Source organism: Nostoc sp., from assembly GCF_036917775.1.
GTDB lineage: Bacteria > Cyanobacteriota > Cyanobacteriia > Cyanobacteriales > Nostocaceae > Nostoc.
Map to the genome: position 1 here is coordinate 54,609 of NZ_JBALEQ010000068.1, position 24,170 is coordinate 78,778.

Genomic DNA, 24,170 nt, shown 5'->3' on the forward strand with positions numbered 1-24,170 from the left:
TGGACAAATGATAGACAAGAATAGACGTAGAAGACGGTCTTGATATCTCCGTGTCTCTGTGTCCTTATATGCTTTATGCCTTAGAACAAAGCTAAAGCCTTAAATATCACCATGACATAAATTGAAAAGAGCGCCAGCAAAAGTTTTACAAAACACCTCTAGCAATGTCATTTATACCGAAATATACTATCCCCCAATTGCTAGAAATTTTGTATATAGTGGGAGGATTCTCAAGGACAATCGGCAAAGCCGCTATTTACACTTAAAGTTTCTGTTAGAGCAAACAGTCGTGGCAAGCAACAAGATTTTAGTTATCGATGACACTACAGTTGTCAGAGTAAAAGTACGAGAAATGTTGCCTCCGGGCAATTTTGAGGTACTGGAAGCAAAAGACGGTTTGGAAGGACTAAATTTCATTCTTCAGGAAAAACTCAGCTTGATTATGCTGGATTTTCTGTTGCCTAAAATGAGTGGCTGGGAGGTTTTCCAGAAAGTTCAAGCCGATCCGGAATTAAGGAAAATTCCTTTGGTGATCATGTCTGGTCGCAAGGAAGAAGTAACTGAGAAAATCACAGAACCCTTTGAATACTTTGAATTTCTGGGTAAGCCTTTTGATCAGAAGCAACTAATTAACGCAATTAAGTTAGCTATGAGTAAGGCGAAACAGCCGCGCCCAGAATTAGTCGCAGTTGGAGCAGGGGTTGCTGTTAAAAATAGCACAGTTGCTACTTCTAGTGTTGCTACTACTACGGTAGCAGCCCCTAGCGTTGCAAATACTGCTACCGTAGCAACTCCTACTGCTGTCAATACTGTGATGCCTATGGCGGCAAGCAACGCAACCCCTACTGCCGGAGGAGTGTCTGAGGCAGAAATTAATGCGTTGAATGAGAAAATTGTCAAAATGCAAGCTGAAATCGATGGCTTGAAGAAACAGCTAACTCAAGTTGTTACCTTTATTAAACAAAAAATAAAGTAGCATTTGTGTTCATTATTATTATCGCAGCGGAAATACCCGGTTCATCATACTGGGTGTCCGATTAAAAGCGGGTAAAAATAGTTAATTCAAAAATACTTATCTTGACAAACCATCGTTGACAACAACATTCAAAAACAGGAAAAACTACATATAGGGGTAATTCATGAATTGCCTCTATATTTAATTTTCTGTAAGTTTTATAGGTGCCTCTTCAAAAATAAATATAGCAATCCGATTTGATTTCTATTCCGCAGCATGGCGTAGCCATAATTATTTGCGTGGTGCGCGTTCGCAAAGCGTCTCGTAGAGAAGGGAAGCGCAAGCGCGATAGGCAGGCAATAGTCAAGAAGGCTCTTTGAGTTATACAGAGAGCTATACAGATTTTTTTCAATAATCAAATATGAGTCCGATAGTATCAGTTGTTAGTCTACTGAAATAGTCCTAGACCAACTAAACCTGTCGCAGTTTCTTCTAACCTCAAAAAAACGGCAGGTTTTTTATTGGTTAGTTTTCCAGATATACAATTTGTGCATCAGAACTTGACCAATAATCTACAGATAGAAAGCAGTAATACGGAACATTTGCTAGATAAAGTTAGTAAAAATATTTTTACTAACTTATGTTTTTATACCCAAATTAGTTTAGTCAAAATTACATAGTTACAGAGAAGATATTCATTAAAAAATTATTTTTATTAATCCAAATTAAACAAATAAAATTATTACTTCATGATAATGATAGCTTTCGCACGGGAATACTAAGACATAGAAACAAGAATTATGAGCATAGGCTGCAATGTTAGTAGTATTTGATACATTATATGCGTTTCCTGGCTATCACATCACCGAGCAAATATACTCAGGTAGTAAAACTCTAGTTTATCGGGGCATTAGAGAACAAGACCAAAAACCAGTTGTTCTCAAATTAATGCGGAATGAATATCCTACGTTCGCAGAAATCGCCCAGTTCCGCAATCAGTATATCATCACCAAAAACCTCGATATTCCTGGCATACTCAAAACCTATAGCCTAGAAAGCTACCGTAACAGCTACATCTTAGTTATGGAAGATTTTGGCGGTATTTCCCTGCAAGACTGGCGAATAGAGAACAAGGAAAAGAAGGAAAACTGTCTTTCTCTCAATGAGTTTTTCAACATTGCGATTAAAATTGCTTCTACCCTTGAGGGACTGCATCGCGATCGCATCATTCACAAAGACATCAAGCCTGCCAACATCCTAATAAATCCAACCACAGATGAAGTAAAAATCATCGACTTTAGCATTGCCACCCTCCTACCAAGAGAAATTCAATTTCTCACGAATCCCAACATCTTAGAAGGTACTCTGGCTTACATTTCTCCAGAACAAACTGGAAGGATGAACCGGGGTATTGACTACCGGACTGATTTTTATTCCCTTGGTATCACATTCTTTCAACTCCTCACCGGACAGTTACCCTTCACTACTCAAGATCCGATGGAGTTAGTTTACTCTCATATCGCTAAACAACCGCTAAAAGCCAGCCGGATTAATTCTAAGATTCCGACAATTTTGTCTCAAATGATCGGTAAACTAATGGCGAAAAATGCCGAAGACCGCTATCAGAGTGCTTTGGGGTTAAAGCATGATTTGGAGGTGTGCCAAAACCAATGGCAAAAAACAGGAAATATTGCACCCTTTGAACTAGGTGTCAGGGACATCTCAGACCGTTTCGTAATCCCTGAGAAACTCTATGGTCGCCAAGGTGAAGTTGAAACCCTACTGGCTGCTTTTAAGCGTGTAACAGAAGGGGCAACAGAAATGATATTAGTTGCGGGTTTATCTGGCATTGGCAAAACTGCTGTGGTTAATGAAGTCCACAAACCAATTGTGCGACAGCGTAGTTACTTCATCAAAGGAAAGTTTGACCAGTTTCAACGTGACATTCCCTTATCAGGATTGGTGCAAGCTTTTAGAGATTTAATCGGGCAACTACTCTCAGAAACTGATGCCCAAATACAACAATGGAAAGCCAAAATTTTGCGGGAATTGGGTACACAGACTCAGGTAATTATCGATGTAATACCTGAAGTCGAACAAATTGTTGGTAAGCAAGTTCCGGTTACAGAACTCTCTGGCAGTGCTACCCAAAATCGTTTCAATTTATTGTTTCAAAAATTTATTCAAATCTTCACAACTAAAGAACATCCCCTAGTTATCTTTCTTGATGACTTGCAATGGGCAGATACCGCCTCTTTAAAAATCATTCAGTTATTAATGTGTGAAAGTATCTCATCTTCTTTGGCAGAAAATGTAGAACACACGCATGAAAATCAGGGAGGCTTATTGTTAATTGGTTCTTATCGAGATAATGAAGTTTTCAAAGTAGATCCGCTTTATTTGACACTACAGGAAATTGAAAAAGCCGGAGCAGCTATTAATACAATTACTTTAGCGCCTTTAAATCAGGGTGATTTAAATCATCTCATTGCTGATACTCTGCATTGTGCTGAAGTAGTTGCGGTTCCTCTCACTCAGATGGTATTTGCCAAAACCAAGGGCAATCCATTTTTTTCAGTCCAATTCCTCAAGTCTTTACATGATGATGGGCTAATTGTATTAAACTTTGATGTTGGTCATTGGCAGTATGATATTTCCAAAGTTAAAGATTTAGCTCTCACAGATGATGTAGTAGAATTTATTGCCTTACAAATAGAAAAATTGCCCATATATACCCAAAAAGTTCTGAAACTAGCGTCCTGTATTGGTAATCAATTTGACTTAAAGAGTCTAGCGATCGTCAACGAAAAATCTGTAGTAGATACAGCATCAGATTTGTGGCAAGCCTTACTTGAGGGGCTAATCTTGCCACAGACTGAAAATTACAACATCTTTGCAAAAGAAAATACTAATCAAGAATTTATTGTTCATGGAATAGAATCTATAGAATTTTCCAGTTCTAATTTACAGCTACCTAAATATAAATTCGTACACGATCGGGTGCAACAAGCAGCTTATTCTTTAATTCCTGAAGAACAAAAAAAGCCAATTCATTTAAAAATTGGACTACTGTTATTGAATAGCATTCCTGTTGCAGAGCAGGAAGAAAAGATTTTTGAACTTGTCAATCAGTTTAATATCGCAGTAGAATTCATCTCTCCTCAAACTAAACGAGATGAACTAGCCCAGATGAATCTAACTGCTGGAAGAAAAGCTTTAGCATCAACAGCTTATTCATCTGCTGTGAAGTATTTAACTACCGGCATCGAACTGATGGCTGATGATGCCTGGGAGACCAAATATAAGCTCATCCTAGCTTTGTATGAGACAGCAGCAGAGGCAGCGTATCTAGCTGGCGACTTTAGGCAAATGGAGCAATTAGTAGAGGTAGTGTTGGCACAAGCGAAAACACTGCTGGAGAAAGTAAAAGTTTATGAAGTCAAAATTAAAGCCTATGGAGCGCAGAACCAAGCACTCAAAGGAATTAATACTGCACTATCTTTTTTGAAGCTTTTAGGAATAGAGTTTCCTGAACATCCAAGCCAATCTGATGTTCAGTTAGTAATGGCAGAAATTGCATTAAATCTGGCTGGTAGGCATATTGAAGATTTAATTGACCTACCAGAAATGACAGAAGCTAAAATACTGGCAATTATGAGTATTCTATCAAGTACTCATGCTTTGACCTATCAAGCTGTTCCTGAGCTATTCCCACTTATTCTTGTTAAAGAGATAGAATTATCTCTACAATACGGCAATGCACCATTGTCTGCCTTTGCCTATGTTAATTATGGAGTAATACTGTGCGGGCTAGTGGGAGATATTCAGTCCGGTTATCAATTTGGCAAACTAGCTGTAAATCTTCTGTCTAGGTTGCAAACTAAAGAAATTAGTGCAAAAGTTCTTGGAGCTTTTCTTCCACTTATTAAACCTTGTAAGGAACACGCCAAGGAAATATTAAAACCCTTGTTGGAAGCTTATTTAATCAGCAAAGAAGTAGGAGATTTAGAGTATGCAGCTTATGCTCTAGGATCTTATTCTTACTGTTCATTTTTTATCGGTAGAGAACTGTCAGGGCTAGAACAAGAAATGGCAAATTATAATAATGCCATTAGACAACTCAAGCAAGAAACAGTATTGCAATGGATCACTATTTATAGGCAGAGTATATTGAACTTAATAGGGCGTACAGAAAATTCATCTTGTTTAATTGGTGAAGTTTATAATGAAGAGGAAATGCTATCGATCCATTTGGAAACGAAAGATAGACTCGGGCTTCTATATCTGTACGTCAATAAACTTCATCTTTGTTATCGATTTCATAAATTCCATCAGGCAGTTGAAAACGCCAAACTAGCAAAAAATTATTTAGATACTGCAATAGGACATTTAGTTGTTCCAGTTTTACATTTTTATGATTCCTTGGCCGGTCTGGCTGTTTATTCTGAAGTATCCAGCTCTGAGCAAAGATGTATTCTTGATCAGGTTCAAGCTAATCAAGAAAAAATGAAACATTGGGCGCATCATGCCCCAATGAATTATTTACACAAATATTATCTTGTAGAGGCTGAATGCTATCGGATTAGTGGTCAATATATTGAAGCAATGGAATTCTACGATCGCGCTATTTTCCTGGCCAAAGAACATGAGTATATTAATGAAGAAGCCCTCGCTCAAGAGCTTACCGCTAAATTCTATTTAGAATGGGGTAAACATAAGATAGCACAAACCTATCTAACAGATGCTTATTATAGCTACGTTCGCTGGGGAGCGTTAGCCAAAGTTGATGATTTGGTAAAACGCTATCCTCAATTACTTGCTCCTATATTCCAGCAAGAAAAAGTAAGTATCAAATCTAGCGAAGAAAACACTTCTTTCAATAACATATCTATATCATCTCTATCTACTCTGAGTAATCATCAAACTGTTATTGGCTCGAGGACAAGTATTTCTGAATCTCTGGATTTAACCGCATTTATTAAAGCATCTCAAGCACTCTCTGGAGAAATCGAGCTTGAGCGACTACTTACTACGTTGATGGAAGTTGTTATAGAGAATGCAGGAGCTTCTAAATGTGCTTTAATTTTGAGCGAAGGTGATAACTTAGCATTAACTGTTACGGCGGTTTGTTCAAGTTCCAACTTTGAGCAAACCTACACTGAGTTTCCATCAACTTCGCTTGAGTCAAGTTACGATGTCCCCATTACTTTGATTAACTACGTTAAACGCTCTAGAGAAATATTGGTTATTGATGATGCAAGGACTGTTTCTTTTCTAACAAGTGATAACTATATTATTAGCGAAGAACCTAAGAGTTTGTTGTCTATACCTCTTCTAAATCAAGGTAAATTGATTGGGATTCTTTATTTAGAAAATCATCTGACAACAGGAGCCTTTACCCACGATCGTGTAGAAGTACTTAAACTCCTCACCACTCAAGCAGCAATATCCCTAGAAAATGCTATTCTGTACAAAAATTTGGCCAAAGCTAAAGACAGCTTGGAAGAATACAACCATACTTTAGAAGAAAAAGTCCATGCAAGAACGCAGGAACTTAACGACAAAAATAACTGTTTACAAGAGACTCTACAGGAATTACAGCGTACCCAAATTCAATTGATTCAAAGTGAAAAAATGTCTTCTCTAGGACAAATGGTTGCAGGCATTGCTCATGAAATAAATAACCCTATTAACTTTATTCATGGCAACATTAATCATGCGGGTGAGTATGTCCAAGACTTGCTTGATTTGCTAGTTATTTATCAACAGGAATATCCCCATCCTTCACCTTTAATTAAGGAGAAATATGAGGAGATTGATATAGATTTTCTAGCAGAGGACTTGCCAAAAGTTCTAGATTCAATGAACATGGGGAGTTCGCGTATCCGAAATATTGTTTTGGGTTTACGCAACTTTTCTCGTCTAGATGAATCTGAGATGAAACCTGTAGATGTTCATGAGGGAATAGACAACAGTTTAATGATTTTGCAACATCGACTTAAAGAAAATAGCACTTTTTCGGAAATTGAAGTCATCAAAAAATATGGAAAATTACCAGAAGTTATTTGTTATCCTGGTCAACTAAATCAGGTATTTATGAATATTCTTAGTAATGCAATTGATGCTTTAGAAGAGTCATTTATTATTAATCCTAAATCATTGATAAATGGTAAAGAACAAATAACAAAGAACGTAGACACATCAGTAGCTTCTAGTATGGTAAGCCAAATTCACATCTTTACTGAACTAACAGATTCTAATACGGTGATAATTCGCATTACTGACAACGGTTCTGGTATGACAAAAGCGGTGCAGCAGAAAATATTTGACCCATTTTTTACCACCAAGCCAGTAGGAAGTGGTACGGGTTTAGGGTTGTCGATTAGCTATCAGATTATTGTGGACAAACACAAGGGTAGTTTAACCTGTGATTCCACATTAGGAAAAGGGACTGAGTTCGTGATTGAGATCCCTATGCAACAGTCAAATATCTAGTAGTTCATGTCATTAGTTTTGATAAGTTGCAAGATCCCCGACTTCTTAAAGAAGTCGGGGATCTGAACACCTTAACCTTTCAGAAATAATGACATGAACCACTAGGATACGGGTGTATTTGTCATATTCACTAAAGACTCTTGAGGTACACGTCGCCCTGTAATTACCATCTTGACTCCACTAGCAGGTGCGAGGGTAAAACCTCGACGCACAAGTCGCTCAGGTTGCTGATTAACTAGTGCTAACTGATAACGTGATAGGATGGTTGCCAATACTAGTTTTATTTCAAATAAGGCCAAAGCCTCACCAAGACAACGACGGACACCACCACCAAATGGCAGAAATTCATAAGGAGAAAATTGGCGTTCTAGAAAACGTTCTGGTTTAAACTCCTTAGGTTGGGGATATAAATCTTCACGTTGATGAGTCAGATAAATACTAGGAAGCAATACTGTTCCAGGCTCTAAAGAATGTCCCAATAGTTTAACTGGTTCTTGTACTACCCTTGGGAAAGAGAACAGTAAAACAGGGCTAACTCGTAAGATTTCATTACAGACAGCCGTAAGATATGGCAGTCGATAAATGCTCATAGGGTCTGGGGAATCACCTAGAGTGTCCAGTTCTTGGAGGAGTTTTTCATGGACTAGAGGCTTTTTGTGAATCCAGTACAATCCCCAAGCCATTACAGATGCCGTAGTTTCATAACCACCAACTATCAGGGTTATTAACTGATCACGCAATTCATGATCTGTCATTAATTGACCAGTTTCATCTTGAGCTAACATCAGCATAGAGAGGATATCAACACGTTCTGAATTAGGTTTTTGTCGACGTTCAGAAATTTCGGCATAGAGCAATTGATCTATTTTCTCCCGATTACGCAGAAATTTTCCCCAAGGACTCCAAGCTCCTAAATCTTGTTGCAAGAATGGAAGAAAGAAAAAACTAGAAGTGATAGGTGAATGAGATAAATCTAACAGCAATGGTAGTAAATGCTTAAGTTTTTGAAATCTTTCTCCCTCACCCAAACCTAATACAACGTGTAACATAACTTGTAGAGATATTTCTTGTGTTATGTTACGAGCTAAAAATGGCTGATTTAGTAGTAACTGGCTAAAGACATTTTCAGTGAGATTACGGATTTGTTGACCATAGCTTTGCATTCGCTCTCCATGAAAAGAGGGCATGATCAATTGTCGTTGTTGTTTATGACGACTGCCATCAAGTATAAGAACTGAATTTTTTCCTAACCAGGGTTCAGTAATTCTATTGAATTCACCAACAGCTAGAAATTTCTTTCTATCATTTGTTAAAATTTCTTGGATTGCCTGAAGATCATTCACAATTACTACAGTATCCCCAAAGCCAATTATCCTACTAGTAAAAATGTCGGGATATTGTTGAGCTGCGTTTTCCACGTAGCCCACGGGGTCAGTAATCCACTGAAGCTTTTGTAGCCAAGAAGGGGTTTTGAGAGGATTTGGTAGTTGCATATAAATTTTAAGTCCAAACTAAAATCAAAAAATTGTATTAGCGAGGATAAACCCTTAATAGAATAATATAAGGATTTTTTCGAGAACCACAGGTCTGTACAGATATTACATTGCAATGTCTCTACACTGCCCACAGATTAAGGGTTTTAGTTTTATCTGAACCTTATTGTAATATAGGGTTCATCTATGATAAGTTTTGAGCAAAAATAGGATACCTAAGAGGTATCCTATTTTCTTATAAACACAGAGCGAGAATTTATTGATTTAACTCCAAGCTTTCTATCGTTTCATAGCGACCAGAGTGATAATACCAATTCAAATTTGCAGATATCCAGCTATGTAGTCCTGATATATATTTGGCAATCTCAATATCTAATTTTTCTCCAAAAGATGGAAGAGATAATTCAAGCTCTTGCAAACGATGTACTTCTCGATCGTGCATTTCACTAGTCGCAATAATTGCTTCTTCTAAAGAAAAATTTTGTTGATTATGAATTATTAAGACTAAATTATGAACATCGCCACTTAACATTTCTCTCTCCACGGAGAAAATATCATTACACCAAGCAAGAATGTTAATTGCCATCAATTTTAACTCTTTCATCACCTTATGATTTCGAAGAGAATCAGGAATTATTAAAGAATTACAAAATTCCATTAATGCAAGGAAAACATACCCACCTAAAGTTGACCTACGTATAAGCATATAGCTATCAACATCGGGTGCAATTTCCTGTGCGCGGTTAACTGCTTCTTGAAAACAGCCATCGAAATAGCCTTCATAGCGAACAACAAAGTAATCAAACCATTCTTGACTGGCTGTTTGAAGTATGCGTTGTCGTAAATCACTTAAGGCATAAGCAAGTGGTATATCCTTACTCGTGAGTTCTGCACCGTTCAATATTTCCAAAAATCTCTTATGAAAATATTTGAGAATATCAGGTTTTCTTCCTAAATTCGATAAATCACATTGGTCATCCCAAATAAACGCCCAGCTTAACCAATCATTTGCAATTTTCAGTTCTTCAAGTTGACAGTGAGGATAGGCACTTGCTGCTAGGAAGAAAAATTTTGATTTGCAAAAACGCTTATAAGATGATTCATTAGCCAGAAGATTGAAGCGGACAACCCATTCAAGAGAGTACTCTTCTAGAACATCAACATACTTATTAGTTTGGGATGGAAATGGACAGTATAAATCAGGGAAAATTAATTGCTGCATAAAAATGTATTAACTCAAAGTAAATAACATGAATTTAAGAGAATTAAAACAATATCTTTCCCAAGAAAATTTACTGTAACTTCACACTTCCTCCAGAATGTAAAGTTTATATGTATCCCTTTTGTTGCTAGGTAAATGTAGATGAATATTTCATCTAATGTAAATTAATTGTTCCTTATTTCCTATAAAAAAATAACCGTAGATATCCTAGATCGTAAATTTTTTCAACAATATCTATGGCTTTATCAACGGCTAACAAATACTGTTGACGAACTTAAAAATCTAACTTATGGTATCAATTAAATTGTTTTGGAATAGCGCTAATTTTCCAAAAAGACAAGGGTAATAATGACTAATTTTAGAGCGATCGCCTTTATGGAAGAGGATGTTCAACTTTAGTGAAAGCGCAGATTTGTAGTTTATGGCCATACTGTAGCGATCGCTCCCTTAGTCGCATAGAGTAATTTAGCCTGAGAATGTTGCTGTTATCAGAGTTTTTGGGAACTATATAGTTGTGAGAGCATAAATTTGCCAGGCAGTCTGCAAAACAGATATGACTTAGCTGCGATCGCAGGCAATAGTAAACAATAAACAAGGAGTGAACTTAATTTAAATACATGAATTACAAGCCATATCTACAAATGCTTAATCTCCCAGAAGATAGTTTAATTTTAGTGGTAGATGATACCACTACAAACTTAGAAATTGTCTTTGGTATATTAACGAATGTCGGCTTTAAAGTTGTTACAGAAAATAATGGAAAGAGGGCAGTTAAACAGGCTGAAGATATACTGCCTGACTTAATTCTATTAGATGTAATGATGCCAGGAATAGATGGATTTGAAACCTGTCAAAAACTGAAAGAAAATTCAGTTACTTGTGATATTCCAGTAATTTTTATGACAGCTAACTCTGATACCAATAGTAAGGTAAAGGGTCTAAGTATAGGTGCAGTTGATTATATTACTAAACCCTTTCATGAAGAAGAGTTACTCGCTAGAATTAAAACCCATCTACAATTACGAAATCTCACAAAAACTTTAGAGAAACGAGTTGCAGAAAGGACGGCAGCTTTGTCTAGGGCATTAAAAGACCTACAAGAGTCTCAACTTCAGCTTGTACAGACAGAAAAAATGTCTGCTCTTGGTCAATTAGTAGCAGGAGTTGCTCATGAAATTAATAATCCAGTTGGCTTTATTCATGGTAATCTCGGACACGCTTCAGTATATTTTCAAGACATGGCTAATATTCTTAACCTCTATCAGCAACACTATCCTAATCCGGTACTAGAAATTCAAGAGGAAATTGCAAGGATAGATTTGAAGTATATGCTTTCTGATCTACCTAACTTAATTTCTTCAATGAAAGAGGGTGTGCAGCGTATTCGTAATATTAGTACTAGTCTGAGAATTTTTTCTCGTGCAGATAGCGATCGCAAAGTTTCTTGCAACATTCATGATGGCATCGACAGTACAATTATGATTCTCAAACACCGCTTAAAAGCATCCGAGAATCGACCTGATATTAAAATACTTAAAAGTTACGATATTTTGCCAGATATAGAATGCTTTATTGGACAATTAAATCAGGTATTTATGAATTTATTAGCTAATGCGATTGATGCTTTAGAGGAGTCAAATATAGGAAGAACTTATATTGATATTGAAGTAAATCCTAATGAAATTCTGATTCAGACTACTCTTACTGAAGACAATAATCATATTTTAATTCGGATTAAAGATAATGGGGTAGGGATGTCGGCTGATGTCCAGGAAAAAATCTTTGACCATTTATTCACCACTAAGCCTGTGGGTCAAGGCACAGGATTAGGATTATCAATTGCTCGCCATATTGTTGTCGAAAAACATGGAGGAACACTGGAGGTAAATTCAGAACTTGAACACGGTTCAGAATTCATCATTAAACTCCCTATATCCTAATCATACTAAGTAGTGTTATCAGAATCTTTATGTTTAAAACAGCAGTAGGCCACAGTAACGATCCAGATTCTCTATCAGCAATTGAAGAAGTTCTTCAGCAATGTGTCAGTTCCCTTGGAGAAGATATACCAAAAGCTGGGATTCTTTTTTCTGCAATTGACTTTGAACATTCTCTCATTTTGCAGCAAATTGATCAGGTTTTTCCGGGGATTGAGTTGATTGGTGGAACAACAGATGGAGAAATTTCTTCAGTTTTAGAATTTCAGCAAGACTCAATCACCTTAATGTTGTTTTGCTCAGACGAAGTTGAAATTCATGCAGGAGTTGGACGCAAAGTTTCAAGCGATCCAATTGCTGTAACTAAACAAGCTGTAGAACAAGCCAGAGCAAAAAGTACTCAAACCCCAAGGCTATGTTTAACTCATCCAGAGAGTCTTACAATTAGTGGTGTATCTATATTGAATGGCTTAAAATTAGCTCTTGGTCAAAATGTGCCGATATTCGGTGGTTTAGCAGGCGATCAGTCTAGATACCAAAATACATATCAATTTTTTCAAACAGAAGTATTAAGTGATTCTGTACCAATTCTGCTTTTTTCTGGCACAATATTGTTTTCTTATGGTGTTGCAAGTGGTTGGCATCCTATCGGTCAAATAAGCCAAGTGACTAAAGTAGATAAGAACATACTCTATGAAATAGATGATAAACCAGCTTTAGATTTTTATCATCATTATCTAGGTTTACTCCCTCCTTCAATGGAATATCCTCTAGCAGTATTTCATCAGAATAGAGACAATTTTTATATAAGAGCGCCAATTGCTTACAATCAGGAATCTGGTAGCATCACATTTTTTGCAGATATTCCCGATCGAGCTATAATTCAAATTGCGGAAGGATGTTATGAAGATATTTTGGCAGCTTCTAAAGCATCATTCATGAATGCCTTAAATAGTTATCCAGGTGCAGAGCCAAGCGCTGTTTTATTTTTTTCATGTGTAGCTCGTCGGCAAATACTTGGTACGAGAGCAAAAGAAGAATACCAGAATACGAAACTCTCTTTGACTTACCATTTACCTGGTTGTGGATTTTATTCTTATGGAGAAATTGCCCCTATAGATGGAATGAGCCAGACACAATTTCATAATGAAACTTTTGTAACTTTAATTTTGGGAACTCGGTAGAATTTTATGGAATTTTTGGATTACCAACAAGAAAATAAGGAATTAAAGAAAGCGAATAGAATTCTTCAAAAGCAATTAGAGCGTTCTGAGATAGACCGGGTAAAACTAGAAGAGACAAATGAAAAAAAAGAATATTTGCTCAGAAAAGTAATTACAGAATTAAAAGAATATCAAAATAATCTAGAAGAAAGAAGCCATGAACTAGAAATGATGCTTCTTAATCTTCAGATAATGCAAAATAAAATGTCTAGCTTAGGAAGTCTTGTTGCAGATGTAGCTCATGAAATTAACAATCCAGTTGGCTTTATAGCAGGTAATCTGACTCCAGCTCAAGAGTATATTCAGAATTTGTTACATTTGATTGACCTTTATCAAGAAGCTTATCCTCAAGCATCTCAAGAGATTCAAGAAATAATTAAAGTAATGGATCTAGAGTATCTGCGTGAGGATTTACCTAAACTAATTTCATCAATGAGAGAAGGCACTAACCGCATTTCTAATATTAGCAGTAGCTTGCGAACTTTTTCCAGAACAGATACAGAAGAAAAAGTTTTGTTTAACCTTCATGATTGTATTGACAACACTCTTTTTATTCTCAAGCATCGCTTGAAAGATAATAAGATTCGTCCTGCTATTCAAGTAGTGAAAAATTACGGTGAGATTCCTCCTATACCTTGTTTTCCAGGACAATTGAGCCAGGTATTTATGAATCTGTTGGCAAATGCAATTGATGCTTTAGAGGAGTCGAATTCGGGATTGAGTTTTGATGAAATTAAGAAAAGTCCCAATAAAATTATAATTTATACTACTCGAAACAAAGATGAGAATCACACATTGATTAGGATTCAAGATAATGGTGTAGGAATAGCGCCTGATGTTCAGCAAAAAATATTTGGTCATTTGTTCACAACAAAACCTGTGGGGAAAGGAACAGGATTAGGATTATCCATCGCCTATCAAATAATTGTTCAAAAACATAAGGGAACTCTAGAAGTAAACTCTGTGCTAGGAAAAGGTTCTGAGTTTATCATCAGCATTCCCTTTTCCTAAAATAGTAAATCTATTAATTTTTCAAATTAAGATTATTTAAAATAAATTTTTAATCATAGAACATAGAATTAGGCATTGAAACAAATAATTTGTGGGTTATAATTGGGTAATTAACTACGCTTTCAGAGAAGTAAAATTCATTTATTTAAAATAGAAGACCTTGATCCTGATTATAAGTAGGCTGGTTTATTTGCAGAGTGAGAATTGGCTTGAAGGTAGAAGAGACTTTGCAAAATCGGGATTTATCGCAACGACAAGATTTAGGATTTGTAATCGCTATCATAATTTACTAGAAACCCAAGCAAGCACCAAATTCTTTAAAGAAAGGTATCAAACAGTTACTTTATAGTCATTTTGGGGAACTCTATAACTGTAGTTTTAAGATTGTGTTCTCAAAATTTATGACTAATTCACTTAATCATTCGATAGCTACGCTTAATGTTTCTTTAGAACGCGATATATTTTTACGTACACTCATCAGAGAATTATCTGGCACTTTGCAGGATGTAGTTGGCTTAGAAGAAGCTTCTGGATTTATTAGTGTAGTTGCTGAAAGGATGGCTACGCAGCTTGATCAAGATTACAAATCTGCTCTGGAAGTCTCCAAACTCTCTCGTAAGCAGGTCGCTGATGTCTTGATTGATTTAAAAAAACGCATTCAGGGCGATTTTTATGTTATTGAGCAGGATGATGAAAAAATTGTCTTTGGCAACCGCTTCTGCCCATTTGAGGAAAAAGTGCTTAATCGACCTGCCATGTGTATGATGACTTCAAATGTCTTTGGGACGATCGCAGCTAATAATCTGGGATATGCGAAAGTAGAATTGCAAGAGACAATAGCACAGGGTGCTTCTGGATGCAAAGTTATTGTTTACTTAAAATTTACAGAAGAGGCAGAAGATGCAAAAGGTCGAGAATACTTTAGGGGACTAGAATCTGTATAAACTCTTCATCAATAAACTAACCGTAGGGTAAAAGCTACAAGCTTGAGTGCAGATATGTAAATTAGAATCGAACCCTGAAATTGGAAGCCCCATGACTCCTGAACAATTTCTTGAATTTGCCAGAGTTTTACCAGAACCTTTGCTCCTGGTGAATGGAGAGGGTCAGTTGTTAGCGACCAATCAACCAGTAGCAGATATGCTGGGATTACGTCGTCAGGAACTGCGGGGAAAAATGCTTATTGAACTAGTAACTCAGGCTACTGACGATGTTGTAAAGTACCTGCAAGCTTGTTCAAGTAGTAGAGCAATGGTTATTGGCTCCTTGACTTTACGAAAGAATGATGGACAAACGCTAATATGTCGTAGCCAAGGAGCTGTTATTCAACCTTGGTCTCCTGAATCTTCCGCTTTAATTCTCTTACGTTTAGAAAATAGAACTTTAGCTAGCAGTAATTTTGTTCTTCTAAACCAGAAAATCGATGAGTTAGCAAAAGAAGTTCAGAGACGTAAACAAGCGGAGGAAGCGCTCTGGAAAGCAAATCAAGAGTTAGAAATTCGGGTTCAGGAACGGACAACTGCTTTACAAGAAACATTAAAAGAACTAAAACTGACCCAAACTCAACTTATCCAAGCTGAGAAAATGTCTAGTTTAGGTCAGATGGTCGCTGGTATTGCCCATGAAATTAATAACCCGGTCAGTTTTATTCATGGGAATCTCCACCATGCTCATCAGTATACTGATGATTTACTAAAATTGGTACAAATTTATCAACAAGTTTGTCCAAATATTCCTCCAGAAATCCAACAGGAATTAGAAGAAATAGACTTAAATTTTCTGATTCAAGATATAACTAAACTCTTCCAATCAATGACAGTGGGAACAGAGAGAATTCAGGCAATTGTTAAATCACTACGTAATTTTTCTAGACTAGATGAAGCAGAACTTAAAACAGTTGATATTCACGAAGGAATTGATAGTGCTTTAATGATTTTGGAGCATCGACTGCAAGCTAGACATAAGTACCCAGAAATCAAAGTCATTAAAAAATATAGTCAGTTACCTAATGTAACTTGCTATCCTGGTCAACTTAATCAAGTGTTTATGAATATTCTTGCTAATGCGATCGATGCACTTGAGGCGCTAGCGGTCAATTCACAAACAACTGACAATCAAAAGCTGACAAATAATAATCCCCAAATTCAAATCAAAACTGAGGTAATCAATGAAAAATGGATTGCGGTTAGTATTGCTGATAATGGTTTGGGAATAGATGAACAAGTTCACTCAAAGGTATTCGATCCATTTTTCACTACTAAAACTGTGGGTAAAGGCACAGGACTAGGGCTATCTGTAAGCTATCAAATTATAGTTGAAAAACATGGTGGACAACTGAGCTGTTTTTCTGTTCCCGGAAAAAGTGCAGAATTTATTATCAAGATACCTATTAACTCAGTCTCATAAAATTTTATGACTTACGTAAAATACTTCTAGGGGCATTATTTTGCATAAGTCCTATAGGTGCATCTTCATGCAGAATTGGTATTAAGAAATATGAAAAATGCCTGTCTGCTAATTAGCAAACAGGCGTGTCTTTGAGTACAAAGTTATATTGAGAATCGGTTAAATCTTAGCGGTAGAATCAACTGAGGGTTGAGACTGACTAACCGAATCTAACTTTGGCAAAAGCAGTAGATTTTGTGCTTCTACATGACTGTTGATTGTCGCTTGCAAAAATGGGGTATTGGAGATGGAATTATTAGCCAATGTAAACAGTGGATTTGACAAAATCCCTGCTAGGGAAGTGGCAATTAATGTTACCACCAACCCGACTTGCAAAGGTCTTAGTCCAGGCAAATCCCAACGCACTTGTGGATAATTCTTCACCGCGTCGGACATTTCATGGGGTTCTTTAACTACCATCATCTTAACTACACGAATGTAGTAGTAGATAGAGACGACGGTGGTAACTAAGCCCAGCAAGACTAGCCAATAAAGTCCTGCTTGCCAACCAGCCCAGAATAAGTAAATCTTGCCGAAAAACCCAGCTAATGGTGGAATACCACCTAAGGAAAGCAGAGCAATACTCAACCCTAGCGTTAAGAGTGGGTCTTTTTGATATAAGCCGGAGTATTCGGCAATCTGGTCGGTTCCTGTTCGCAGTGAGAATAGGATGATGCAGGTAAAGCCGCACAGGTTCATGAACAAGTAAACCAGTAGGTAAAATATCATACTGGCATACCCGGCTTGTGTGCCAGCAATCAAGCCAATCATCACAAACCCCGCTTGGGCAATGGATGAATAAGCTAGCATTCGTTTCATGCTGGTTTGGGCTAGGGCGACTACGTTACCCAAAATCATGCTGAGAACTGCTAAAGCAGTGAAGACAAATCTCCACTCGTCTGCAACAAGAGGGAAGGCTGTTGTCAACAAGCGGATGGCTAGGGCAAACCCAGCTGCTTTGGAACCAACAGATAAAAAGGCGATGACTGGGGTGGGAGCGCCTTCATAAACGTCTGGTGTCCACTGGTGGAAGGGTGCAGCGGAGATTTTAAAGCCAATACCTGCGATCGCAAAAACTAGGGCAATCACTAAACCTAAAGATTGTCCTAGTTTCGCTGTGGCAATGCCATTAGCGATCGCACTTAATTCAGTTTGTCCTCCAGATAATCCATACAGCAGTGATACACCGTACAAAAATACTGCTGTACTGGAAGCTCCAATTAACAAGTATTTTAGCGCCGCTTCATTAGAGCGGGGGTCACGCTTGGTATAACCTGTCAGCAAATAAGAGGAAATACTCAGGGTTTCTAGGGAGATGAAAATCATCACCAACTCACTAGCCCCGGATAAAAACATCCCTCCTAATGTAGCACTCAGCAAAATAGCGATGAATTCGGCTAAAGGAGTGCCGCTTTGATCGACGTAGCGAATTGACATCAGTATAGTCACAGCCGCAGACAAGGCAATGATGCCGCGAAAGACGATACTCAGGTCATCACCATTAAAGCCACCGGTAAAAGAGATGGGATTAGGATTGTCCCATTGAAAATATAGGGCGACAATGGAAGCAAATAAACCTGCGATCGCTAGATATCCAATCCAGCGTGCGGATGTACGCCCCAAAATCAAATCAACAATCAAAACCCCCAAGAGGGTGAGAATAACAATCCCCTCTGGCAAAATCGTTCCAGCGTTCAACTGGGATGCAATATTAGCAAAATCCATGAGATGTATAGGTTTTGGCGATTAGACATTAAGGCTAACTCTGTTCACTCTAGCAAGTTTTCTAATCCCCGGACTAGCTCTTTGAACAAGAGCTTAACAGCTTGGGTGCAGATTGCGATCGCCTACGGCATACTGTTCGCGTTCGCACCAACTTCACTAGCTTACCAGCACGTTTCTCAGTATTTAGAGATTGCCTAAATACTTTCCTACTTGGTTTTTAAGGTATGACCTTAATTAAATAATGATGCCGCAGCTGCGATCGCTATGTACAAAAAGCTAATTAATAATTAATAAGGGCACAGCAATTCTGTGCCCCTACAAGATTCATAACTTCTAACTCTATTAAAAACCGACTGATGGCAGCTTACCTTGTAGCGATTGAAATTTAGACTGAACACAGTTTGCACAATTGCAACCAACTTGATCATTAATGGGATTGGATGTTTGAATCAAGTTCGAGGTTGCGAGATCAGGAATTTTTTGTGTAGATGTTACAGTAACAACTTGTGTAGCATCTAGAGATTTGAGGCTGGATGCGTGTACTGGATTAACTATCAGCAGCATGGATACCAGAAATGCGGGACAAGCAAGTAAAATCAGTTTCACTATGTTCATAATTTACACAAAAATACCTTTGGTGATACAGCATAACCAATAAATTGCCGAGGTTCAACTTTCATTACTGGGTATCATTTAACTGCGCCCAAATCCTTGACCTCGTAAAACCTTTGACCAAATAACCAATTCGCCTTGCTCACCGCCTGCGGCCAGTAATTTGCCTTGGGGGTGCCAAGCTAAAGTCGAAAAACCTCCTGAGACACCTGTGATAATTTGAGATACTTCCTTGGCTTGGTTCCACAAACACAACCAGCCGTCAGCAGCAGCAGAAGCGAGAAGGAAGCTTTTAGGTGCAAAGGCGATCGCATTAATCACACCTACATGATTTGTTAATACTCGTGCTTCCCAACCTAAAGTATCATCCTCTAGTTTTTCCCACACCACAATACCTTCAACGCTAGAAGATGCCAATATTGGCGCACCTACTTTGGTCATAGCTTCTGACCATGCCAATTGGCGAATTTTACCGGGAAAGCCGCGCATCACCCAAGGATCGGGGTTATTCCATTCCAAAACGGTGACACTACGATCCATATTGCCAGAAGCCAGGAATTTGCCATCGGGCGACCAAGCCATAGCTAAACTGACAGTAGTCATATCTAGGCTGTATGGTTCTTCATCCCAGTTTTGACTATGCCAAATTTTGACTCCCTTGTAACCACTAATGGCTAAGTATTGTCCGTCTATGCGCCAATCTATACCCAATACTGAAGAGTTGTCGAAATTCAGTGTCACGACAATTTCATGAGTATCTGCATCCCAGACTTGGACGTAACGCCCCAAACTAAAAGCCAGTTGGTTACTGGTGTAATTCCAAGCTAGCTTGTCAACCCATGCGGGCGCATTTTCCAAGGTGGCGATTAATTCAGTATCGCGCCAAATTTTTACTTGTCCATCTTGTCCACCGACGGCTAAAAATTTTCCATCTGGTGAAAAAGCTAGACAGTCTACTGATTTACCATTACCAGTTTGTAAACTTGTGAGTTCGCCATCATTCCACAAAACTACTTCGCCGGCGGCGGAAGTTGCTGCTAAAGTTTTACCTTGTGGCGACCAAGCGATCGCAGTTACATAATCTGAAAGCGTCCCCGAATAGTGTTGTTCAAATTCCTTAGATTTGCTGGTTGTGGTGTTCATATTTGTAAAGGGGAATGGGGAATTGGGAATTGGGAATGGGGAATAATCTGTACCCTGTAAGCTGTAACCTATTCCCTTATTCACTCCTTATTCCCTAACTTAAGCTAAACAAGCGAGAAAATCTTGCTTGAGTTTGTCTGCATTAAGGTTGCGACCGATGAAGACTAGTTCATTTTTGGGGGTTTCGCTGGGTTTCCAGGGGCGATCGGGTTTGCCATCGAATATCATGTGTACTCCTTGGAATACAAATCGATTATCTTCTCCAGCAATATTTAAAATGCCTTTCATCCGAAAAATATCTGGCCCTTGAGTACGCAGTAACTCCGAAAGCCAAGTATTTAATTTTTCTCCATCCACAGCACCTGCTTCTACTAAAGCCACAGAATAGACAGTTTCATCGTGTACGTGGGCATCTTCGCCTAAGAAATCTGGATCAATTTCCAATGCGCGTTCTAAATCAAAGGCTTTTACACCCAACAAAGCATCCATTCCGAGTTCAGAATTTTGGGTACGGTAGATTTTTGCGATCGCATTCATCGCCCGAATCCGTTTTTCTAATTCATCTAACTCTTCTGGCGCAACCAAATCTGTTTTATTAAGTAAAATTACATCGGCAAAAGCAATCTGTTCTTGGGCTTCGTCTGCATCCCAGTGCTGCCAAATATGCTTCGCATCTACGACTGTCACCACCGCATCTAGAGACAGTTGGCTTTGTAAATCTTCATCTACAAAAAATGTCTGAATCACTGGCGCAGGATCGGCTAATCCAGTTGTTTCAATTACTAAATGGTCAAATTTATCCCGTCGCTTCATCAAATTGCCAATGATGCGAATTAAATCGCCGCGCACTGTACAACAGATACAGCCATTATTCATTTCAAAAATTTCTTCATCGGCATCGATAATCAATTGATTATCAATACCCACTTCCCCAAATTCATTGACAATCACAGCAACTTTTTTGCCGTGTTCGTAGGTGAGGATGTGATTGAGTAGAGTCGTTTTACCTGCTCCCAAATAGCCTGTAAGAACAGTAACGGGAACTGAATTGTCGATTACGTCAGCCACCATACTCTAAATTCCCCTTATCTCACCTTGTGGATAATCATTATCGCCCATGATAAATCTTTTTATATTTTTGTGCTTTTTTAACGAACCGCAGAGGCGCAGAGAGCGCAGAGAGAAAAAGTGCGAGAACTGCATTTGCTTCTCTCTCTGTGTCCTCTGCGCCTCTGTGGTTTAAAAGAATTTATTGATCAATATTTTTACCCATCTCGAAAGGGCTAGTTCTATAATCCTAGTCTCGCACCAAAGATTTAATTTTCTGAAGAGAACAAAAAATCTTGAACTGCTTCTAAAACAACGGCTGGGTATTCTTCATGCAATCCCAGAGAACCAGGGATAACAACACTTCTCACTCCTGGTAAGGCTACTAAAGCATTCATTTCTTCTCGTGATTTGGGAGGGCTAGATTCTCCAATTACTACCATAATCGGTAGGTTTAAAGATTGCACAAGTTCCAGAAAATCAGATTGTTCCTGTACAGCATCAAGATTACCAGTTACAAAGGCAGCAGAAGCAAATCGCGCTCCTGGTTGTTGAGTTGTTTGCCATTTCTTCTCGATGAAACTGGGTGTAACTTTAGCCGCGTCAGTAAAGACATGGCGACGATACATCAAACTTAAGAAAGATTGGGTAGTGTTGAGTTTGTAGAGAGCTTGACCAAGTATAGGCGATCGCACCAATCCTCTCACCATGCCAGCTATTTGCTGACTTGCCCCCATTGTCGGCAAAGGCCCACGCCAAGTAGGAGCCAACAATACAATCCTTGAGAAAACAGCCTGCTTGACAGCTAATTGTAAAACGTATGTAGCAGCATGACCAGCCGCCACCACAGTAACAGGAGTATTAAAAACAGCTTTGACAAAATCTTCCAGAAATTGCTGATATATTTCCGGTCGGTAATTCAAGCTAGGGCGAGAAGATTCACCAAATCCAGGCCAGTCTATGGCTACAACCTGAAAATTGGGAGCTAGTAACTTGGCAAGTTCGCCGACTTCCAAACGCGTCGAAACACTGCTGAAAGATGGTAGTAGCAATAGCGGTGAACCTTTACCAAGGGTTTCATAAACAACGCGCAATTGCTGATTTTCCCAATTCCAGAGATATTCTTGAACTACTCCACCAAAGCCAGTAGCAGCAGAGGTAGATAATACATTGGTTGACATGACACTAAATTTTGGTAATTATACGTTATTTGTCCTTTGTCAGTTGTCCTTTGCAAATGACTAATGACAAATGACTAATGACAAATAACCAAGTTTAGCTAGGTAAATCTAACTTACATTCCAATGCTTTTTTTTGCATGGTTTTAAAAATGTTGTAAAACCCATTCGCACGGGAAGGTGTCAGGCTAACATTTAAACCTGTTTCTTGAATAAAATCTGGAGTAAGTTGGACAATCTCAGTTGGCGTTAGTCCCTGCAATCCTTCAACTAGCAGCCCTACTAATCCTTTGGTTAACTGAGAATCGGAATCGCCCTGAAATACAACTTTACCGTCATCCAAAGCTGCGGTGATATAAACTTGAGACACGCAACCAGGAACTTTATTTTCGGGTAATTTATCAGCTTCTGGAAACTCATTGAGCTTCTGAGCATACCAGATTAGCTGTTCGTAGCGCCGCTTCGGTTCGGAAGCGCGTTGAAAGCGCTGGACAATTTTAGCAAGCGCAGGTGGCAAAGAATCTAGAGTTGAGGACATAACAGAAGCTGCAAATGATCGGTCTTACCTTGAGTGTAAATTATCTGGAGAGCGATAACGCCTCTAGTTCACTTGGCAGTATGAAGCTAGCCATTACTAACTCTAATTTATCAAATCCAGATAATTACTGCGTAGGTGCATCCCGCCGTAGGCATCGCACTTATCTTTCAGTTACCTTTTTAATACGTCTAATCGCAAAAACTTAATTTTTTTATAAGCAGGCTTTAATAGCAACTCTATACAAATTACGTTGTATCAATATGCACTTACAAAAATAGCTGCAAGTAGGTTTTAACTAAGCAGCCAGGTGATAATCAACAATTAAAAATTAAAAATCAAAAAAAATTCTGACTTTTAATTTTTAATTTCTCTCCCTTAAGGATTAATTCGTAGTTTGTGCAGCTAGCATCTGCTTCAGCTTTTCTAATTCCGAAGCCCAACGAGGATCTGGACGAATAGCGTCTGCATCGGTAGTTGTTGTGGTGCTGTTTTCGCGGGAACCGCCGCCACGACGGGGCTTTTTAGAGCTTTTCTCCCGACGGCTACCTTCTCTACCTTCTCTATTAACAGCAGGAGTGGGCGTACTACTACCAGCTAGAGTAACTGGTTTAGGAGCTTGTTCGTCGCCCTCTTCACCCTTTGTCCGAGGTAATGCCTTTTCTAGCTTAATGGCAGTGTCTTTAAACATCTGACCATTATACTTTTCAATGATTTCGTCAGCTTGTTCGTCATTGTTGACAGTAAGAAAACCGAAACCACGGCATTTGCCAGTTTTGCGGTCTTTAATTAATTTAGTAGTTACAGCTTCACCTTCTGCTGCAAAAACTGCTTGTAAATCTTGACGATCGATTTCTTCTTTAGGCAAATTACCTATATATAGGCGAACGGACATGAACTATACCTCCAGAGTTAAATGAACATGGCAAGGCGAGAAAACAATCACTTGGCTTTGGCTTTTAATTTAAATAGATGCTATTGACCAAGACTGCCATCAACCAATTTTTTGCTCGAAACTGTCAACCTATACAATACAGTTTTTCGTCGGGATCAAGCTTGTTTAATCCAAAGGCCCACACAATGGTGAGCTAATAACACCTTAATTCTAAGAATTGTAAATTTAATAGCCTATTGCCTGCTAAAGTACAC

General features: G+C 38.3%; 17 protein-coding genes. 8 read left to right on the plus strand and 9 right to left on the minus strand.

Annotated elements, in window-relative coordinates; genetic code table 11:
• Window positions 1-289: 289 nt before the first annotated feature.
• Both V7K69_RS11670 and V7K69_RS11675 read left to right on the plus strand, forming a co-directional pair.
• Window positions 290-976 carry a response regulator gene (locus V7K69_RS11670; protein ID WP_335034413.1) on the plus strand — a complete coding sequence of 229 codons (687 nt, stop codon included), beginning with the start codon at window positions 290-292 and terminating at the stop codon, window positions 974-976.
• Between the two features lie 795 nt (window positions 977-1,771).
• A complete protein-coding gene (locus V7K69_RS11675; protein WP_335034415.1) occupies window positions 1,772-7,450 on the plus strand; it encodes an AAA family ATPase in 5,679 nt (1,892 codons plus the stop codon).
• A 101-nt stretch (window positions 7,451-7,551) separates the two neighbouring features.
• Here the strand turns inward: V7K69_RS11675 and V7K69_RS11680 are convergent, their stop codons facing one another.
• Window positions 7,552-8,943, minus strand: a complete 1,392-nt coding sequence (locus V7K69_RS11680) for a cytochrome P450 (protein WP_335034417.1) — start codon at window positions 8,941-8,943, stop codon at window positions 7,552-7,554.
• A gap of 256 nt (window positions 8,944-9,199) precedes the next feature.
• Complete coding sequence (locus V7K69_RS11685) at window positions 9,200-10,165, minus strand: terpene synthase family protein (protein WP_335034419.1); 966 nt, start codon at window positions 10,163-10,165, stop codon at window positions 9,200-9,202.
• Between the two features lie 617 nt (window positions 10,166-10,782).
• Between V7K69_RS11685 and V7K69_RS11690 the strand changes: the two genes are divergently transcribed.
• The 5 genes from V7K69_RS11690 to V7K69_RS11710 all read left to right on the plus strand — a co-directional run bounded on the left by V7K69_RS11690 (window position 10,783) and on the right by V7K69_RS11710 (window position 16,742).
• Window positions 10,783-12,105, plus strand: a complete 1,323-nt coding sequence (locus tag V7K69_RS11690) for a hybrid sensor histidine kinase/response regulator (RefSeq protein ID WP_335034421.1) — start codon at window positions 10,783-10,785, stop codon at window positions 12,103-12,105.
• Window positions 12,106-12,134: 29 nt separating this feature from the next.
• A complete protein-coding gene (locus V7K69_RS11695; protein WP_335034423.1) occupies window positions 12,135-13,286 on the plus strand; it encodes an FIST signal transduction protein in 1,152 nt (383 codons plus the stop codon).
• Window positions 13,287-13,292: 6 nt separating this feature from the next.
• Window positions 13,293-14,336, plus strand: a complete 1,044-nt coding sequence (locus V7K69_RS11700; RefSeq protein WP_335034425.1) for a sensor histidine kinase — start codon at window positions 13,293-13,295, stop codon at window positions 14,334-14,336.
• A gap of 401 nt (window positions 14,337-14,737) precedes the next feature.
• A complete protein-coding gene (locus tag V7K69_RS11705) occupies window positions 14,738-15,280 on the plus strand; it encodes a methanogen output domain 1-containing protein (RefSeq protein ID WP_335034426.1) in 543 nt (180 codons plus the stop codon).
• A gap of 91 nt (window positions 15,281-15,371) precedes the next feature.
• Entirely contained in the window at window positions 15,372-16,742 is a 1,371-nt protein-coding gene (locus V7K69_RS11710) for an ATP-binding protein (RefSeq protein ID WP_335034428.1), read from the plus strand.
• Between the two features lie 159 nt (window positions 16,743-16,901).
• On the opposite strand, the gene V7K69_RS11715 is transcribed toward V7K69_RS11710, so the two are convergent.
• Window positions 16,902-18,506, minus strand: a complete 1,605-nt coding sequence (locus V7K69_RS11715; RefSeq protein ID WP_190933757.1) for an NAD(P)H-quinone oxidoreductase subunit N — start codon at window positions 18,504-18,506, stop codon at window positions 16,902-16,904.
• Window positions 18,507-18,509: 3 nt separating this feature from the next.
• On the opposite strand from V7K69_RS11715, the gene V7K69_RS11720 reads away from it, so the two are divergent.
• Window positions 18,510-18,704 (plus strand): hypothetical protein, encoded by a 195-nt coding sequence (locus tag V7K69_RS11720; RefSeq protein ID WP_335034431.1) that lies wholly within the window; start codon window positions 18,510-18,512, stop codon window positions 18,702-18,704.
• A 144-nt stretch (window positions 18,705-18,848) separates the two neighbouring features.
• Here the strand turns inward: V7K69_RS11720 and V7K69_RS11725 are convergent, their stop codons facing one another.
• From V7K69_RS11725 to V7K69_RS11750, 6 genes are all read right to left on the minus strand, one after another.
• Window positions 18,849-19,121: a hypothetical protein gene (locus tag V7K69_RS11725; RefSeq protein WP_335034433.1), complete on the minus strand. Its 273-nt coding sequence runs from the start codon at window positions 19,119-19,121 to the stop codon at window positions 18,849-18,851.
• 78 nt (window positions 19,122-19,199) lie between these two features.
• A complete protein-coding gene (locus V7K69_RS11730; protein ID WP_335034592.1) occupies window positions 19,200-20,261 on the minus strand; it encodes a WD40 repeat domain-containing protein in 1,062 nt (353 codons plus the stop codon).
• Window positions 20,262-20,360: 99 nt separating this feature from the next.
• The gene (locus tag V7K69_RS11735) at window positions 20,361-21,332 is read right to left on the minus strand and encodes a CobW family GTP-binding protein (RefSeq protein ID WP_335034435.1); all 972 of its coding nucleotides are present in this window, start codon (window positions 21,330-21,332) and stop codon (window positions 20,361-20,363) included.
• A gap of 245 nt (window positions 21,333-21,577) precedes the next feature.
• Window positions 21,578-22,489: an alpha/beta fold hydrolase gene (locus V7K69_RS11740; protein ID WP_335034437.1), complete on the minus strand. Its 912-nt coding sequence runs from the start codon at window positions 22,487-22,489 to the stop codon at window positions 21,578-21,580.
• Between the two features lie 94 nt (window positions 22,490-22,583).
• Window positions 22,584-23,024, minus strand: coding sequence for a SufE family protein (locus V7K69_RS11745; RefSeq protein ID WP_190933753.1), 441 nt, complete (start codon window positions 23,022-23,024; stop codon window positions 22,584-22,586).
• 382 nt (window positions 23,025-23,406) lie between these two features.
• Entirely contained in the window at window positions 23,407-23,916 is a 510-nt protein-coding gene (locus V7K69_RS11750; RefSeq protein ID WP_335034440.1) for an RNA recognition motif domain-containing protein, read from the minus strand.
• Between the last annotated feature and the right edge of the window lie 254 nt (window positions 23,917-24,170).